General features: G+C 65.6%; 17 protein-coding genes. 8 read left to right on the forward strand and 9 right to left on the reverse strand.

Annotated features, from left to right (window positions below; all coding sequences use genetic code 11):
- The 3 genes from N415_RS09290 to N415_RS31380 all read left to right on the forward strand — a co-directional run.
- Window positions 1–1,141 (forward strand): Ldh family oxidoreductase (locus N415_RS09290; protein ID WP_068180016.1); only part of this gene is annotated, 1,141 nt, incomplete at its 5' end.
- A 37-nt stretch (window positions 1,142–1,178) separates the two neighbouring features.
- Complete coding sequence (locus tag N415_RS09295) at window positions 1,179–2,300, forward strand: hypothetical protein (protein WP_068180018.1); 1,122 nt, start codon at window positions 1,179–1,181, stop codon at window positions 2,298–2,300.
- Between the two features lie 391 nt (window positions 2,301–2,691).
- The gene (locus N415_RS31380; protein WP_152531308.1) at window positions 2,692–3,309 is read left to right on the forward strand and encodes a hypothetical protein; all 618 of its coding nucleotides are present in this window, start codon (window positions 2,692–2,694) and stop codon (window positions 3,307–3,309) included.
- Window positions 3,310–3,588: 279 nt separating this feature from the next.
- Here the strand turns inward: N415_RS31380 and N415_RS09305 are convergent, their stop codons facing one another.
- On the reverse strand, window positions 3,589–4,296 hold the full coding sequence (locus tag N415_RS09305) for a helix-turn-helix transcriptional regulator (RefSeq protein ID WP_161630285.1): 708 nt from the start codon (window positions 4,294–4,296) through the stop codon (window positions 3,589–3,591).
- A 227-nt stretch (window positions 4,297–4,523) separates the two neighbouring features.
- On the opposite strand from N415_RS09305, the gene N415_RS09310 reads away from it, so the two are divergent.
- Window positions 4,524–5,318 (forward strand): SDR family NAD(P)-dependent oxidoreductase, encoded by a 795-nt coding sequence (locus N415_RS09310; protein ID WP_068180026.1) that lies wholly within the window; start codon window positions 4,524–4,526, stop codon window positions 5,316–5,318.
- Between the two features lie 209 nt (window positions 5,319–5,527).
- On the forward strand, window positions 5,528–6,085 hold the full coding sequence (locus N415_RS09315) for a cupin (RefSeq protein WP_152531309.1): 558 nt from the start codon (window positions 5,528–5,530) through the stop codon (window positions 6,083–6,085).
- Between the two features lie 36 nt (window positions 6,086–6,121).
- Here N415_RS09315 and N415_RS09320 read toward each other — a convergent pair whose 3' ends face one another.
- The 4 genes from N415_RS09320 to N415_RS09335 form a co-directional block, all read right to left on the reverse strand.
- Complete coding sequence (locus N415_RS09320) at window positions 6,122–6,667, reverse strand: DDE-type integrase/transposase/recombinase (protein WP_161630286.1); 546 nt, start codon at window positions 6,665–6,667, stop codon at window positions 6,122–6,124.
- Window positions 6,668–7,129: 462 nt separating this feature from the next.
- Window positions 7,130–7,366, reverse strand: a complete 237-nt coding sequence (locus N415_RS31885; protein WP_161630287.1) for a hypothetical protein — start codon at window positions 7,364–7,366, stop codon at window positions 7,130–7,132.
- A gap of 260 nt (window positions 7,367–7,626) precedes the next feature.
- Window positions 7,627–9,258, reverse strand: a complete 1,632-nt coding sequence (locus tag N415_RS09330) for an NAD(P)/FAD-dependent oxidoreductase (RefSeq protein ID WP_068180033.1) — start codon at window positions 9,256–9,258, stop codon at window positions 7,627–7,629.
- 98 nt (window positions 9,259–9,356) lie between these two features.
- Complete coding sequence (locus N415_RS09335; RefSeq protein WP_068180036.1) at window positions 9,357–9,977, reverse strand: TetR/AcrR family transcriptional regulator; 621 nt, start codon at window positions 9,975–9,977, stop codon at window positions 9,357–9,359.
- A 151-nt stretch (window positions 9,978–10,128) separates the two neighbouring features.
- Between N415_RS09335 and N415_RS09340 the strand changes: the two genes are divergently transcribed.
- Complete coding sequence (locus tag N415_RS09340) at window positions 10,129–11,247, forward strand: NDMA-dependent alcohol dehydrogenase (RefSeq protein WP_068180039.1); 1,119 nt, start codon at window positions 10,129–10,131, stop codon at window positions 11,245–11,247.
- Here N415_RS09340 and N415_RS31890 read toward each other — a convergent pair.
- On the reverse strand, window positions 11,234–11,404 hold the full coding sequence (locus tag N415_RS31890; protein WP_161630288.1) for a hypothetical protein: 171 nt from the start codon (window positions 11,402–11,404) through the stop codon (window positions 11,234–11,236). The two genes, N415_RS09340 and N415_RS31890, sit on opposite strands and share 14 nt — an antisense overlap.
- Window positions 11,405–11,634: 230 nt before the next feature.
- Here N415_RS31890 and N415_RS09350 point away from each other — a divergent pair, with 230 nt between their 5' ends.
- On the forward strand, window positions 11,635–12,255 hold the full coding sequence (locus N415_RS09350; protein ID WP_068180052.1) for a TetR/AcrR family transcriptional regulator: 621 nt from the start codon (window positions 11,635–11,637) through the stop codon (window positions 12,253–12,255).
- A gap of 36 nt (window positions 12,256–12,291) precedes the next feature.
- On the opposite strand, the gene N415_RS09355 is transcribed toward N415_RS09350, so the two are convergent.
- On the reverse strand, window positions 12,292–13,488 hold the full coding sequence (locus N415_RS09355) for a serine hydrolase domain-containing protein (protein WP_239645476.1): 1,197 nt from the start codon (window positions 13,486–13,488) through the stop codon (window positions 12,292–12,294).
- Window positions 13,489–13,715: 227 nt separating this feature from the next.
- Here N415_RS09355 and N415_RS09360 point away from each other — a divergent pair, with 227 nt between their 5' ends.
- Window positions 13,716–14,885, forward strand: a complete 1,170-nt coding sequence (locus tag N415_RS09360; RefSeq protein WP_068180056.1) for an LLM class flavin-dependent oxidoreductase — start codon at window positions 13,716–13,718, stop codon at window positions 14,883–14,885.
- 165 nt (window positions 14,886–15,050) lie between these two features.
- On the opposite strand, the gene N415_RS09365 is transcribed toward N415_RS09360, so the two are convergent.
- Together N415_RS09365 and N415_RS09370 are read right to left on the reverse strand one after the other, a co-directional pair.
- On the reverse strand, window positions 15,051–15,839 hold the full coding sequence (locus tag N415_RS09365; RefSeq protein ID WP_068180057.1) for a glucose 1-dehydrogenase: 789 nt from the start codon (window positions 15,837–15,839) through the stop codon (window positions 15,051–15,053).
- Between the two features lie 39 nt (window positions 15,840–15,878).
- The gene (locus tag N415_RS09370) at window positions 15,879–16,916 is read right to left on the reverse strand and encodes an NAD(P)-dependent alcohol dehydrogenase (protein WP_068180060.1); all 1,038 of its coding nucleotides are present in this window, start codon (window positions 16,914–16,916) and stop codon (window positions 15,879–15,881) included.
- Window positions 16,917–17,226: the final 310 nt, after the last annotated feature.

Below are 17,226 nucleotides of genomic sequence, written 5' to 3' on the forward strand. Positions count from 1 at the left end.
GGAGAGCCGCATGACAACTGACGTGAAGATGCAAGGCAGCCAGCACCTACAGGAGGGCTTCCGCGTCGATGCAGACCGCCTCAAGTCGTTCGTGCGGGTACCGCTGATCGCCGAGGGCATGACCGAGGAGGACGCTGACATCGTCGCAGAGGTCCTCGTTCGCACCGATCTCCGCGGCGTCCATTCGCACGGCACCCAGCCTCTCTGGAGGTACCTGACCGGCCTGCGTGGCGGCGCCATCAACCCGCGCGGAGGCTTCACGGTCGTTTCGGAAACACCGGCGACGGCAGTGATTGAGGGAGGTGGCGGGGAAGGTCACGTCCTCTCCTATAAAGCGACCAAGCTCGCCATGGCTAAGGCAGAGACCACCGGCGTCTCAACCGTGCTCGTACGCAACAGCAATCATTTCGGGGCGGGCGGCTTCTACGCGCTCATGGCGGCGGAAGCCGGGTTCGCATCGCTGATCATGACAAGCACGCCGCTCGTCCTGGTGCCCACCGGGGGGACTCGTGCCGCAATGGGTAACGGTCCGCTTGCTTATGGCTTCCCCAGCCGTGACGGAATTCCGGTCATTCTGGACCTGGCGATGAGCGTCACCGCGGGCAGCGTCGTGGAAGCTGCCGCCATGCGCGGAGAGTCGGTGCGAGAAGGGTCGATCGTCGATAGGGACGGCCTGCCGACGACCGATCCCACCAAGGTCGCCGGTCTCCTTCCTATCGCCGGCTACAAAGGCTATGGGCTGGCACTCATGTGCGAGCTTTTTGGTGGGGCGCTAGCCGGCGCAGATGTCGGATCGAAGGTCAATGGCGGGGGGGACAACTCGGATAATCTCGCAAACTGGGCCCGAGTGCGTCCAGACGTGCCTTTTGGTGTCGGGCACTCGTTCATGCTCTTCAAGCCGGAGTTCTTCCTGGACGAAGGGCGCCTCGAAGACACAGTCGCGGAGTACGCCGGTGAGCTCCGCAGCGAGCGCACCGCGCCCGGTGTCGACCGCATCTATACCCCTGGGGAAATGGAGCATTACCGCGAGCTTGACTACCGCGAGAACGGCATCGGATTCGACGAGGCGAGCATTGCGGCACTTCGCAAGATCGCGTCCGACTACGACTGTGGCGAGCTGCTGGAGGCTGCGATCCACTGAATGGTCACCTGCGCAATACACCGATCGAAGGGTAAATGTGCTTAATCCATTCGACGACTACCCGATTCATTCCAGCGCGGATCCGATAGCGCATCTGGTCAGCGGCGACCCGAACCACTATGACCGGTACTGGTTCAACGGACACCAGAACGATGGCGGTCTTTTTTTCGGCGCGGCCATGGGGCTATATCCGGTCCGAGGAGTTATCGATGCTGCGTTCAGCGTGGTGCTGGACGGGGTCGAGCACTCGATCTTCGCATCGGGAACGATGCCGCTCGACCGGACGACCAGCGTGGGGCCGGTCCATATGGAGGTGCTAGCCCCGATGCGAGTCATCCGCTTCTACGTCGAGCCAAACGAGCACGGTATTTCCTGCGATCTAACGTTCCGGGCAGTGACCGTTGCTGTGGAGGAACCGCGGCAGCGACGATTGAGTCCCGAAGGTGTACTCCTGATGGATCACACGCGGATGACCCAATGGGGCACGTGGCAGGGCACCATCACCGTCGACGGCGTCAAGATTGGGGTCGAAGCATGGCAAGTTTCGGGCACCAGGGACCGTTCCTGGGGTCTTCGCCCGTTGGGTGATCAGGTGCCGAACCAGCGTCAGATGGGCGAGTTTCAGTTGTTCTGGCTATGGGCACCACTTCATTTCAATGATCGCTTCACCCACCTTGCGCTGCACGAGCACGCCGACGGATCGCGGTGGTTGGAGACCGCCCTGGTGCTGCAGCCCCTACCAACCGATGCTGCGCCGTGGAGTACCGCCGGCGTACGCCGCTGTCGGAATATCGAATACGAGTTGGAATGGAAGCCTGGAACGCGGGAAATGAAACGAGCGCAGCTGCGGTTCGAGGACCCCGTGGAAGGACAAGTCACCATCGAATTGGAGAAACACTTCGCCTTTAGGATGCGCGGTATCGGCTACGCACATCCGTACTGGGCCCACGGCACACTGCATGGAGCACTCGAGGTCGGGCGAGAGTCGCTTCCACTTCATGACGTCGACCCCGTGGACTTCAGCTCACTTCATGTGCAGAACGTCGTCACGGCAACGATGGGTGACAGAACCGGCATCGGTGTGCTTGAGCAGATGCACATCGGCCCGCACGGTCCATCGGGGCTTACAGGACTGCTCGACGGCTATTCAGCCCGATGAGGGTCATCACCCCTGAGGTGAGCCAGCGGGATGGATGGACCTGCTAGACCGTGCCCTCGTACGTCTGAGCAGCGGGCACTGGACTCGCAACCCTACCGGGCCACGTCATAACGATCCTCGGTGCCGTCACGGTGTGCATCGTGATGGCCGGACTGGCCTTAACCAACCAGCTGCCCTCCTCGGCCACGCGCCGTGGCCCTGGGCGATATGTCGCGGGAGCCGGCGATTTCCGCCCCCGCGCGTTTGGCACTAGTACAACCCTCCTACTCACCCTGCTGGTACTCGCCGATGATCACATCGTCGGCTGGGTGATCTACGAACTTCGGGTCAAGACCCCAGCGGTGGATCTGCGGTCGCCCGGGACCCGCGCGTCCCGATCGCCCACCTCTCAATGTTCATCGCGACGACCGGCTTGTTCTCCGCGGCCATTGTCACTTCGGTCGTCTTTCAAGCGCCGTCGGCGACAGGCATCGGCCTCGGCCAGACCGCCTTGGGCGCAGCGCTCGTCATCGCACCCGGGACGCTCATCGGCGGTGCTCTCTTCAGCCCACTCGCGGGCCGAATGTCCACGGACACGGGCGCTGGCGTCGCAATGCTGGTGGGAAGCCTCATCATCTTCGTCGGCTATACAGCCCTCGTGTTCGGCGGCACCAAGCCGCCGATCCTCATCGGCGGCGTCCTATTGGGGCTGATTGGCATCGCCTTCGTCTATTCGGCCATCCCGAATCTGTTGCTGCCGGCGGTCGCGTCAGAGCGCACCAGTGAGGCCGCCAACCTGAACCAGGTGATGAAGTCGATAGGTGCCGCCGTGGGCCCGCTGGTCTTCTCCGCGATTCCTCGCGAGCAACCTGGTACCGATCAACGGCGTGCCCATGCCCTCACCGACGTCCTACCTCGGAGCCTTCATCTTCATGTCGCTCTCCGGTCTGGCGCTCGTTGTCCTGTCCATGCTCGTCATCCGGTTCGAGCGCCAGCGACTCGACCGGCTGAAGAAAGATCCGGCCACTGACGACATCGAGGTGGAGGTGGTAACCGAGTCGGCCGACTGACCTGCCGGTGATCTTGGACGGCTGGACCCACGCCATGCCAGCGTCGCCGAACAACGCCCACACCGCCGCCGCGGCCAGCGCCCTGGCGACCCTACAACTAATTGGTTCGGCCGCCCAGTGCCAGCACTTCACGGCGTTCGGCGTCATCGAGTGTCAAACCTGAACATCTCGCGACCCGCCGCAACACCGATGTGGCAACGGAAGAGGACCAACGTGCTTCGGCACCTCGTCACCTGACGTCAGTCTGTAGCCGCGAGGACTGCGAGCTCGGTACGCGATTGGCAGCCCGTTGTTGTCAGGGCCCGGCTCACGTACTTCTTGACGGTATCCTCGGTGAGCCACAATGCTTCGGCGATCTGGCGATTCGTCCGTCCGCGGGCAAGCAACTCCACCACGTCGCGTTGCCGTTTCGGCAACTGCGCCAGCGGGTCGAGTCGTACCCGAGAGGGCGCCAGCAGACGCGACAGCCCGCTCAAGCGGCGGCACAACGAGCGGAGTGCCGCCGCGTCACGGGCACTGACTGCATCCGGGTCGGGGTCGAACAAACCGATCAGCCCGTGCGTCGCGGTCCCCATCGGAAAGGTGAACGCGTTACCCGACTGAACACCGGCCGCGTAGAGAAACTGCGTGACAAACGGCGGCGCGGAGTCCCGAACTGACGGCAAGTCAAGCAGGCTGACCGATCCAGCCGTGCGCAGCCGATCCAGGGCGGTTGGGGTCGCAAACACGTCGTGCTCGCGCCACCTGCTCAGATAGTCACCCAGCTTCGCTCCAGTAGCGTCGCCCGTGATCACCGGCGTGGTGTCGGCGAAGGCCTCGGCCAACGTCGCTCCGGTGAAAAACGTGACTCCTTGAACGTCGAACACCTCGCTGACCGCACGCACGACGGCCAGGCGGAACTCGGCAAAGTCGGCCGTGGTGTCACAGGCGTCGAGCACCGCGAACACCTTCTCGTAGTCTGCTACCCGCAGTTCAGAAGTGACGTCGCCCACGCATCGAGTAAACGTCGGCGCATGCGAACTGTCCACTTTCGTGCACTTTCGGCGATGTGGGGGCGAGGCTAATCTTGCCGCTGACAAGCACACACTTCGCGGCAAGGAGGCCTGGTGTCCCCGGCTCCGGTTTGGTTGTTTCACCGCCCGCCCAAGAAGTACGGGGCCGAAAGATCCAATAAATGAGTGCATTTGACGGAAAAGTCGCTTTGGTAACTGGGGCCGCGTCAGGCATCGGACTGGCCGTCTCGCGGCAGTTGATCCAGGACGGTGCGAAAGTCGTCGGCGCCGACATCTCCGAGGACAATCTGAACCGGGCCGCAGCCGATATGGGTCCGAACTTCGCGCCCGCGATCACCGATGTCCGGATTGAGGAGCAGGTGATCGCGGCCGCTGCGATAGCCCAGAACCACTTCGGAGGCATGCACTTGGGGTTCAACATCGCCGGAGCGAGCAGCATCGGCGCGATCACCGACATGGACGAATCCACCTGGGATTTCACCGTCGATGTCGTACTCAAGGGCACATTTCTGTGCACCAAGCACGAAGGGCGCCGCATCACCGAAACCGGTGGCGGCGGGGCGATCATCAATGTAGCTTCGCTCAACGCCCATGTTCCGATGGAGTTGGGCAGCAGTTACGCCGCAGCCAAGGCAGGCGTCGAGATGTTCAGCAAGAACGCCGCTTTAGAGCTGGCTGCTCACGATATTCGCGTCAATGCCGTGCTGCCGGGATTGGTCGATACTCCGATGACGAGCCCGCTGCTGGGAATCGGACGAGTCCGCGAGGACTTCATGAATCGCATCCCGATGCGCCGAGCCGCCAGTCCGGAGGAAATCGCTGACGTATGCCTTTACCTGGCCGGAGATCGCGCGTCGTATGTCACGGGCACGAGCCTGGTGGTGGACGGAGGCTGGGAGATCACAAACTACCCGCCGCTCAGTCTGCACTTGGCGGCCCTGGCTGAAAGCCAGTGAGATCGGTGGCTACTTCACAAAATGACGCGATACTGTCCCGCTCGGCGGTGGTGGTACCTGGCCGGCCTCGCCGCGACGGATCACGCCATCGCGAGGACGACGGACCGCAGGCTCGGCACATGGTGACGCCCTAGGGGCAAGGAGAGCTGCTCGTTCGGTCGAATACCGAGTCGAGACGCCGTGAACCGTCTACTACGAAGGGTGAGTGCATGTCTGACGTATTGCCAACCGTCGAGCAAGGGAACGCTTCTGTCGACGCGACTGCCGGGCGGGCCCCGGGGATCAGCGTCTACTCGGGAGCGTCGCTAGGGCCCGTTACCGACGTCATGAGCTATCCGGAGTTTCCACCAGGAATCGTCGAGCAATTCGACATCTCCTTTCTTCTCGCCGGAACTGTCGTCGACGTCGTATTCGAAGACAGCAGGCCGGACGGCTTCAGCCTCACCAACATTCGGCTGGCCCCCGACTTCATCCTGCCGGCTCACCACCACGACGTCGACTGCCTGTACTACGTTCAATGCGGATGGATCCTGCTCGGTCGCAGGCGCATCGACCCGGGCGGTGGATTCTTGGTCCTCGCCGAGCGGCCTTACGGTTACCGCGCGGGCCCGGAAGGGGCCACCGTCTTGGAGTTCCGGCTTGCCCGCAGTTTCAACATGGTCGTCACCGAGACGAGCCCGGCTAAGTGGAAAGAAATGGTCGGCGTCGCCGAAAAGCACGCCAACTGGCCGGGATTCACTGAATCAGTCGCCCTGCCGACAGACTGACGGTCGAGCTCGGCCAAATGCCTCCGCTGACCGATTTCATGTGCGCGGAGGCCCCATATTCCACGGCGTGCCGGGCGAAATGTGGGACAGACCGACCTTGTTCACGCAGAACTGTTGCAGCGCTTGAGAAACCAACGCCGGCCCGTTGTCCATCCGCAGCACCATCGGCGGTCCGCCGGTTGCGTCGAACACCTTCTCGAGCTCGACGACGAGACGGTCGTCGATGATCGACCGTTCCACCAGATGCAGCAAGGATTCGCGGGTGTGCTCGTCGACCATCGAGGCGATTTTGATCGCCTTGCCGTCGACGGTCGAGCCGAATTGGAAGTCGATCGCCCACACCATCTTCGGGGCATCGGTGATCACCTCCGGCACCGAGGACACCCTGCGCGGGTTGTGCACGCGGCGCTGCAGCCCCTCCTGGCACCACAGCCGGTGCACCTTCTTCACGTTGAGCACCTGGCCCTCGTCGTGAGGCAGCGCCGCCCAGGCACGCCGGAACCCATGACACTGGTGTCTGGTGGCGTAGACACGCAACCACGCCCGCAGATCGGCATCGGGATCGGCTGGCGTCGCTGCCATCGGCAACGTCCGGTAGGTCGACCGGGCAAGCCCAACCGCTTTGCATGCCAACCGTTCCGACATGCTCCTCGTGTCCTTGAGCATGTCCACGGCGCGCCGCTTGGCGGCTGGGCTCAGAATTTTCCCTTGGCCACCTCGCGCAGGGCGTCCTTCTCCAGCTCCGCGTCGGCGAGCTGCCGCTTGAGCCGCCCGTTCTGCTCGCGGCAGCTACCGCGAACACGCCATGGATTTTGGTGGCCAACCCACCGCGCGACCGCCCGATCGCGTGACCTGCAGGTTCACACTCGGCCAGCGGAAGATTCGTGTCATTCGACCCAGCCCCTGTGTCCTGATTGGGGCGCGGTGAACCGCCCCGGCGAGTCCGGAGACTTCAATGTGCGCCGGAGTTCCTGGTGAACTGAGTTGCCCCGATTCCGGTGACTACGACAAGGTCGCGCAGCGGATCGCCAGGCACAACGGTGCTCAAGCGCCCGGCCCAGTGACACGCCAAGCGCGGGCAGGCACGCGGCCAGTGACTGGGTCGAGGCGCGCATGCGCAGGGCTGACCTTGACCAGTTCGGTCTTTGGCTCGCCGGGCATTGCGCCGGAAGCCTCCACGGCGGTATGCCACGTGGCAATGGCCAACGCACGATACTGCTCGAGTTCGTCGGGATCACCAACGTCGTCGGGAACTTGCATCTCGTACACCCAATCGGCCACGTCGTGAGATCCTTTCCGTTCGTCGCGGTCAGCGACGCAGAATCGTCCCCGGCGCAGTTGCCGGCGGCGCCGAGGACGTGGGCCAAACCAACACGGGCTGAGTCGATCTGACGCTTACCGCTTCTCCCCGCAGTTGCTGCACGATCTCGACGACCTGTCCCAGATGCGACGCACCGACCGGCTCACCCTAACTGATAAAGCCTCCGTTGGCGTTGACGGGCTTAGAGCCCCAATGTCGGTCACGCCGCGATCGATTGGCACTAACTCAGGGCGTGGATGGAGGCTTCTCTAGCAAAGGTGAAGCCCTCGAAGCCGTCCGCCTCGACCTGGTAGCAGACATCGGCGTACAGGTTGAGGTTGCCGGGCAGGAAGAGCGCCGCGTGTTTCTTCCCCGGAATGTTGGCGCCGACGTTCCACGCCCGGACCCCGATGCCCGCCGTCAGGATCGATGGTCGGCTCAGCAGTTTCACCAGCCGCCCGTTCCACGCCTCGACCGCCTCGGCGGTCGGCTCGGCGGTCCCGATCCCCTTCTCCTCCATCCACGCCACCATGCGTCCGATCCAGGTCGCGGTGAAATCGATCACCAACGGGATGTTCGAGAAAACGGTCTGCGGACCGGAGATCATGAACAGGTTGGGGAATTCGTCGATCGCGATCCCGAGGTACGTCCTCGGACCGTCGGCCCACTTCTCGCGCAGGCTCCGACCGCCGCGTCCGCGGATGTCGATCGAGGTCATGGCGCCGGTGCCAGCGTCGAACCCGGTGGCGAGGATGATCATGTCCAGCTCGTACTCGGCATCGGCCGTCTTGAGACCGTTCGGTGTGATCCGCTCGATCGGCGCCGTGCTGACGTCGACGAGCTCCACGTTCGGGCGGTTGTACATCTCGTAGTAGGAGTGCCCGAGAGGCGGACGCTTGGCCATCAAGGGATACCTCGGGCACAGAAGATCGGCGGTCTCCGGATCCTTGACGATCGCCCGGATCTTCTTCCGGATGTACTCGCAGGCGGCCTCGTTGATCTCCGGATTGGAGAACATGTCGGAGACGGTTTCGAAGACGAAGTGGAACCCACCGCGTTCCCACCCGACGTCGAACGCCGCGCGAAGCTCCTCGGGGCTCATGTCGGCGCCATTGCGCGCCGGTTCTGTCATGTCGTACCCGTAGAAGTGGTTGTGGCAGCGCTCCCAGATCGTCGCGTAGTCGCGCTTGATCTCGGCCCGCTGGGCGTCGTCGATCGGATGGTTACGGCCAGGCAGGACCCAGTTGGGCGTCCGCTGAAAGACCGTCAAGTGCTCGGCCAGGCGGCCGACCTCCGGCACCAGCTGGACGCCGGTCGCACCAGTTCCGATGATTCCGACCCGCTTCCCGTCGAATGACACTGTCTTGTCCTTCGGCCAACGGGCGCTGAGATAGAGCTCACCCGTGAAATCGTCGAGGCCCTCGAACGGCGGCACGTAGGTCGCCGAGAGAAGCCCCGTGGCGAAGACGACGTATCGGGAGGAGAGCGTGTCGCCCCCGGTCAGAGTGACCGTCCAGGTGCTCGAGTCCTCGTCGTATGCCGCGGCGTCGACGTGCGAGTCGAAGCGGATGTATTCCCGTAACCCGAGACGATCCGTCGCGAAGGAGAGGTAGCGCTGCACCTCCTCCTGACGGGGGAACCGGTGCGTCCAGTCCCACTCCTGGAGGATCTCCTGGGAGTGGCTCATCGCGTAGATCCAGGCCTCGCTGTCGGTACGGGCGCCCGGATAGGAGTTCCAGTACCAGGTCCCACCGACGTCGGATCCGGCCTCGAGCAGGATTGTCGAGAGCTCGAGCCGACGGAACTCGTGAAGCGTGCGCAGGCCGCCGAAGCCCGCGCCGATGATGATCGCGTCGACGTCGATCTCCGTCATTGCCTACCACCTCTCCCCTCGACGATGTCGTCTGAGACGATGGTTCAAGTTACCACATGGCTATTCGGTTTTTGAAGGTCGCGGACGAACCGACGGGATCATGGGTTTCCGCGTATCTCCCCCAGCTCCCGGAGCAGGAGCCGCCGTGCGAGGACCCAGACCTCGCTGCTCACGCCGATGCTGTCCCTCGCCTGGGAGACGGCGACGCCTCGAGCGGTGTCGACGACGAGCCAGACGAATGTGAGCCAGTTGGGGTCCGCCGGCGCGACACCCACCTCCCAGCCCGCGGCGGCGATCTCGCTGATCTGACGTACGCCATCCTCGGAGATCCGGTCCAGAGCGAGGCGCAGTTCGGCATCGGTGCGGGCGACGACCTGCACCGACAGAAAGGCCTGGTAGAACGGTCCGTAGAAGACGATGAAGATGTCGTCGAGGATCCGTTCGTCGCGGTCGGGCAGGGATGCCGCCTTCTTCACCCGACGCCGGAACCGCTGCACTCCCCCAGCGACCGCATCCTCCAGGATCGCGAGGCAGAGGTCTTGCTTGCGCGGGAAGTAGTGGGCGAGTGCGCCGGTCGAGAGGCCTGCCCGTTTGGCGACATCGCTGAAGGTCATCGCGTCGTAGCCCTTCGCGGCCAGAGCCTCTAGCCCGGCGGACGTGATCTTCGCCCGGGCGAGGGCCCGTCGTTCCGCCTGGGTCCTGCGTTGAGTCTCCGGCACCGGGTGGAGACTAGCCGATTGACAGGGTCTCCGGCATGCCCTATAAAAAATAACCGAACCCTCATGTTAGATCTTGCCGCCGCGCCCTACCGCGAGCGGTCTACCCGGGGAGGACCAGTGTGACCAGCGCGACCAGTGCGATGACCACACGATGAAGACCCGGGCCGCGGTGTTGACAGAGCTGAACACCCCTTGGGAGATCCTCGAGTGCGACCTCGAGGGGCCGCGCCAGGGCGAGATCACCGTGAAGATTAAGGGCTCGGGCCTGTGCCATTCGGAGATCCACATCTCGGCGGGCCGGCTCGCGGTCGGCCACCTCCCCATCTGCTGCGGCCACGAGGGCGCCGGCGTCGTCGTCGAGGTCGGGCCCGAAACGCCCGGATTCGTGGTCGGCGACCACGTCATCCTCTCGGCGCTCCCGTTCTGCGGCTACTGCCGCTGGTGCCAGAGCGGCCATTCGAACCTCTGCGATCTCAGCCGTCACCTGATGACCGGTGGTCGCTTCGAGGATCCACCGACCTTCCGCCTCAGCCATGAAGGCGAACGGGTGGGCCAGATCGTCGGCATCGGGGCCTTCTCCGAACTCACCACCGTCAGCACGATGTCGGTGGTGAAGATCGATCCCGAGGTGCCGCTCGACCGAGCCTGCCTAATCGGCTGCGCCGTGGCTACCGGCTGGGGCTCCGCGGTCAACCTCGGATCGATCGAGCCCGGCAACACCGTGATCGTAATGGGGACCGGCGGGCTCGGGGTCTTCGCGGTGCAGGGCGCCGTCCACGCCGGGGCGACGAACGTGATCGGCGTCGATCCCCTGCTCGATCGGCACGCCCAGGTCGAAGCGCTGGGCGCGACCCACACCTGCGCGAGCATCGAGGAGGGAACCGACCTGGCCCGCTCGATGACTAACGGGCAGGGCGCCGACACGACGATCATCACGGTCGGCAACCTCGAACGCGACATGATCTCCCAGGCGCTCACCTCGGTCCGCAAGGGCGGCACGGTTGTCGTTACCGGGCTCGGCGATCAGCGCAACTTCGACTACCCCTTCAGCATGGTCGATCTGACCTTGTCGCAGAAGCGGCTGCAAGGGTCACAATACGGCGGGATCGCGATGGGCCGGGACATGCCGCGTCTGATTGACATGTACCGGCGCGGCCACCTCAAGCTCGACGAGGTGATCACCAGGCGCTACACGCTCGACGAGATCAACAAGGGCTACGAGGACCTCGAAGCCGGCCTCAACCTGCGCGGCGTCATCACCTTCGACTGATGCCCCGTCGACCGGCGGCAGCACGGTCCCGGTGAGGTAGCCGGCGTCGGACGAGGACGAGGACGAGGACGAGGACAGCGTCGGCGATCTCGGTCGGCTCGGCGAAGCGACCCATCGGGATCAGCGCTTCGATCGCCTTGGGACCCTCCTCGGGCATCGAGTCGATCATCCGCGCCCGGGCATCAGGCGAGATCGCTTTGACGGCGCCCCGAAGCGGGCAAGCTCCTCGGCCGCGGTCTTGGTGGACCAGCGCGTGTTTAAGAAGTTGATCACAAGCCGCTGTGGTCGGTGTGTCATGAGCGGAGACAGGTGAGATCTCCGGTAGATGCATCAACGACGAAGAGACCAAATACCCGAGGCGGTGCGCCCAATGACTAGACTCGCGTCGTGTCGACCGAGCGGGTAGCGCCCCAGCGTCCCCCAATCCGGGAGTCGCAGAAGGCGGCGACCGCCAAGGTGCTACTGGACGCCAGCGAGGAGCTCTTTTTCGAGCAGGGCTACACCGCGACGACGATCGGTCAGATCGCCGCCCGAGCAGGCGCGAGTCGGGCCACGTTCTACCTCCACTTCGACGCCAAGTGGCGCACGGTGGCGGAGTTGGCCCGGCTCAAGCTCGTGCCCGAGACGATCGACTTCTACCGACGACTTGACGCTCACACCGACATCTCGCGGCATGACATGCGCTCCTGGCTCGACGACGCCCTCGAGTTCTACGTGCGCAACCGCGACTTGGTGCTGATCGTCGTCCAGGTCCTGCAGCTCGAGCCGGAGTTCGCAGCCGAGAACGAGCGCATCGTCCGCACCTTCGCGGCCGAGATGCCCCACCTGCTGCAGCGGTGGGGACCGGACCGACGCGCCGAAGTGCACCTGCGGCTCGGCTTGCTCATCTCCCAGCTCAGCGACTTCGCGGCCGGCTGGCTGACCGGGATCTGGAACGGCGTCGACCGCGCGGTGGCGATCGACGTGCTCACCGACTTCTGGATGGCCGGTCTGCGAGCCCAGGGGTGATCATGAGCGCGGGACGGACTTCGAGCCGATCGCGAGTCACAGGCACTGTCGCAGCGCCTCCACGATGACCGCTGTCCGCACTTCTCCCACCAGGCTTCTGCTCAGCTGGTTCGGGGTGTAGCCGAAGCCCACCCCGTGCCCGACGTCGGCGAATCCGAGAGCGCCACCGGCTCCGGGGTGACCGAAGGAGTCGTCGCCGAGCAGCGGCGCACTCGGGCTTGCGAGCATGAAGCCCGAGGCGTAGCGGCTAGGCCCCAGGGTGACCCGGTCGGGGCCGCTGACGACCTCGGCCCGTGCGGCGTCGACCGTGTCGGATCGCAGCAGGCGCACGCCGTCGACCTCGCCCAGCGTCGCGGCGTACATCTTGGCCAAGGACCGGGCGTTGCTCACGCCGTTGGCCGCAGGCTGCTCGTGCCGAAGGGCGTCGCGGGTGTTCCAGGTTGCGGCGTGCGGTGTCGGGAGAGCCCCGTTGGTCGTGAACACCCGCGACATCAGCGACTGCGGATCGACCATCGCGGCCAGCATCGCCTCGACGCCGGCCCGGACCTGCGGGTCGGCGATGCTTTCGACGGTCGAGAGGTCGGGCGTCCCGTCGAGCAGTGGCGCGAAGTCCACCTCGACCGCATCGGGGAGCCCGATCCAGAAGTCGAGCCCGAGGGGTCCCGCGACCAGATCGCCGAACAGCTCCGACACGCTCGAGCCGGTCGCGCGGAGCACCAGCTCGCTTACGAGCCACCCGAAGGTCAGCGCGTGGTAACCGTGCGCCGTCCCCGGCTCCCACAGCGGCTCCTGCGCGGCCAGCGCCTGCGCCGCCGGGGTCCCTGCGAAGAGCTCCTCCCGCGTGAGCTGCTCCGTCGGGACCGGCAGGCCCGCCTGGTGGCTCACGAGCTCGCGCACCGTGATCCGGTCTTTGCCGTGGGCGCCGAACTCGGGCCAGTAGTCGGCGAGGGGCCGCTCCAGGTCCAGTCGTCCCTCCTCGGCGAGTCGGTGCAGCACGATGCTGGTGGCGCCCTTGGTGGCCGAGTACACGAGCGTCACCGTGTCGGGCTTCCACGCCCGGTCGTGCGCGGGGTCCGCGAGGCCACCCCAGATGTCGACCACGCAGCGACCTCCGACGTATACGGCGAGCGCGGCGCCGACCTCCTCGCCGTCGGTGAAGTTCGAGCAGAAGGCGTCGGCCACGCTCTCGAAGCCGGGCTCCACGGTCCCCTCGACGCTCATTCGCTCAGCCATGTGTCCCCTCTGGTGACAGTCATGGACGACCGTGGTGTGGCCGCCGGGTGTCAGCCACCGTAGCCCTGGCGACACTGGAGTACAACGATCAGATTCAGAGCCACTGTGCAATCCTGGGAACTATCGCGAGACCTAAGTCTACTCGATTGACATTGGTATCCAGGAGGGGCACTCTGATCGGCAAAGCGTGACGGGCGTCACGTCCGCAGTGGATCCGGGAGGCAGACATGCGTTGTGGGATCACCTTGTTCATCCAGGCCTACCAAGACTGGGACCGCTTCGAGGCAGCGGAGCGGGGTGAGCCTGTGCCGGCTCTCGACCCAGCCGCAGACGCCACGCGCTTCCAGGAGGAGATCGAGTCTGCCCTCGAGCTCGAGGACCTCGGCTTCGACTCCCTGTGGACCGTCGAGCACCACGTCAGCCCCTACACGATGGTCACCAATCCGATCCAGCTGCTGACCTTCTTCGCCGGCGCCACCTCGCGGATGGACGTCGGGACGATGGTGGCGGTGCTGCCGTGGCACCACCCGCTCCGGATGGCCGAGGACATCACGATGCTCCAGTACGCGTTGCGCGGCCGCACGCCGTACATCGGCTTCGGTCGTGGGGCCGGTCGTCGGGAGTTCCGCCAGCTTGGCCTCAAGATGGAGGAGTCCAAGGAGCGCTTTTCGGAGAGTGTCGACATCGTCAAGCTGGCGCTGTCGCAGGAGTCGTTCTCCTATGCCGGTGAGTACTACAACTTCGAGAACATCACCATGCGCCCTCGACCGCGCGATGCCCAGCAGATCATCGACAACCTGCACTTCTCGTGGGGGACCCCGTCGTCGGCTCCAGTGGGGGCACGTCACGGGTTGAAGCCGCTCATCATCCCCCAGAAGCCGTGGGCCGAGTACGTCGACGACCTCGCCAGCTTCAGCGCTGCTCGTTCCGAGGTCGGCCTCGAGCCGGTCCGTCCCCGCATCCACATGAACGCCATCTGCGCCGAGACGGAGGAGGAGGCACGCGCGCTCGCCTACGAGTTCGTCCCGCAGTACGCCGACAGCGCGGCCCGGAACTACGAGACGGCGGGCGGCCACTTCGCCAGCATCAAGGGCTACGAGCACTACGCCGCCATCGCCGAGGCAGCCGGCGGCGACAAGGACGCCGTCGTGGACAACATGGCGCAGACCTACCTCGACAACCACCTGTGGGGCACCCCGGAGCAGTGCATCGCCAAGCTGCAAAAGATCGCCGACTTATTCCACCCCGAGGAGTTCATGCTGGTGATGCGTTTCGGCAACATGCCGCGAGAGGTGGCCGATAAGAGCACGGCGCTCTTCGCGCGCGAGGTGCTGCCTGCCGTCCACGAGTTCGCCGTCCGCGAGCCGATCACCTACCAGGTGCCGGCCGGGGTCTGAGCGACCAGCCCATCAGCTGGCCGACCCGACCCGATAGGCACGCGGCATGACGGCTGCTACGACTGCCTACGCGGCGGCAGCGACGTGGGAACAACCTCGCACCGTCTGAGCCTGCCGGGCCCCTCCGGCTCGCCGCCGCCTCGGCGGACTGAGGCCGCGGCGCAGTCAGGCAGGCGCGACGCGGGCGGCGTACGCCGCGTTCGACTCGCCGATCGCCACAGGCGATCCCGCGGCCCAGCCGCCGTCGACCACGAACTCCGACCCGGTGCAGTAGCTCGCCTCGTCCGAGGCCAGGAAGAGGACCACGCGTGAGACCTCCTCGGAGGCGCCCATGCGTCGTAGGGGGACCTTCCCGACCACGACGTCGTCCTGGAGCGGGCCGAGGATCGGGGTGCGAATGAAGCCAGGGTGGACGGAATTGACCCGGATGCCGAGGTCGGCGACCTCCATGGCGAGGGCCTTGGTGAGCCCGACGAGGCCGAACTTGCTGGCGGTGTAGGGCGCGCTGGACGGGGCGCCACGCAGACCGGCCCACGAGGAGACGTTGATGATCGCGCCACTGCCGCCCGTCCGCATCGAGCCCAGCACGGCCCGCGACCCGAGGAACGCGCCGTCGAGGTTCACCGACACGACCGCCCGCCAGGTCTCCAGTGACGTGGTCTCCACCGGGCCCGCAGCGCCGATCCCCGCGTTATTCACCAACACGGAGACCAAGCCGAACTCGCTCTCGGCGTGCTGCACGATCTCACGCCACTGATCCTCCGCGGTGACGTCGAGGTGCTGGTAGCGCGCCGCCTCGCCGAGCTCCTCGGCGAGCCGCAAGCCCTCCTCGTCCAGCACGTCGCCGATGACGACGCGCCCGCCTTCGGCGACGAAGGCGCGGGCGTGGGCTGCGCCCATCCCCCTCGCTCCGCCACTGATGAGGATCGTCTTCTCGTCGAACCGACGGGTCATGTCGTTCCTTTCTGTGATGCGGTGCGATGGAGCCGGTGCTCAGGGCACCAGGACGGCTCGTCCGGGAATGCGGCCGTGATGGAGGTCATCGAAGGCGCTCAGTCCGTCGTCGAGGGCGTAGCGGTGCACGTCGACTCGCACCAGCTCCTGTCGGGCCAGCTCGAGAACCTGTCGCTGGTCGCGACGCGTCCCACCGTAGGACCGTCGGACGTCGACGCCCCACGGCAGCGGCTCGGGGAGGGTGTCGGCCCTGAAGGTGAACCCCCCTCCGGCGACGCCCACGAAGCGCAGTGCGCCGTCGGGGGCCACAACGCGGGTCGCGAGGTCCACCGTCGCCTGGGCGCCGACGAAGTCGAAGACGGCATCGGCGCCGTAGCCGCCGGTGAGGTCGAGGATCGCGGCCGCCGCGTGGTCGTCCGCATCAAGGACGTGGTCGGCCCCGAGTGCCGTAGCCAACTCGCGCTTCGCCGGACTGGTGTCCACGGCGACCACGCGAACGCTGCTGGTGGCCCGCAGCACCTGCAGGCCGACGTGCCCGAGCCCGCCGACGCCCATGACCACCGCGGTCGACCCGGGTGTCAGTCGGTGCCGTGCGCCGTTGATCGCGTGCATCGGGGTCAGGCCGGCGTCGGCCAGCGGCGCGGCGGAGACGGGGTCCAGCGTGCCGAGCGGCTCCAGGTAACGTGCATCGACCGCGATGTACTCCGCCATGCCACCGTGGGGACCAAGACCGGGGCATGGTGGCAGACCCAGGCGGCCACCGGTCGTCTGACAGCAGTTGTCGCGGCCCTCCAGGCACGGACGGCAGCGGCCGCACGACCACACCAGGTAGACGAGGACAGGGTCTCCCTCTTTGACGTAAACGACGTCGCTGCCGACCGCAGCAGCCCAGCCCGCCGTCTCGTGACCGAGGGTCAGGGCGTTGGGCCAGGGGATCTGCAGCTGCACGAGGTGCAAGTCGGAGTGGCACACCCCGGCTCCGCCGACCTTCACCAGCACCTCGGTGGGGCCGATGTTGGGCACCGCGACCTCGCGGACCTCCAACTCGCCGGGACCAGTCAGCTGCAGCGCCCGCATCGTCGACACGTCTAAAATCTACTCACTGGACTGCAGAAAATTCACTGGTATCTGAGACAGCTTGGTTGATCGGAGCCTGAGAAGCCGCTGTCGCAGTGCGGCCGCGGACCCGCCTCGACTATCGGGACCCAGCTCGCGACCGCGTCGGGAGCCCCGCGCAGCCGACCGACCGAGGCCAGGGTCGCGGTGTCATGTCGCCGAGGTAAGACGTGCTCGGCGCCCGGGTCACCGCGGGCTTGGGCAATATCTGACTTCCTGATCGAGCCCACTTTTTGGTAGGGCGGCCTCGCACGCACGCTGGTTACGGGCG

This window comes from Mycobacterium sp. UM_CSW, from assembly GCF_000455205.1.
GTDB lineage: Bacteria > Actinomycetota > Actinomycetes > Mycobacteriales > Mycobacteriaceae > Mycobacterium.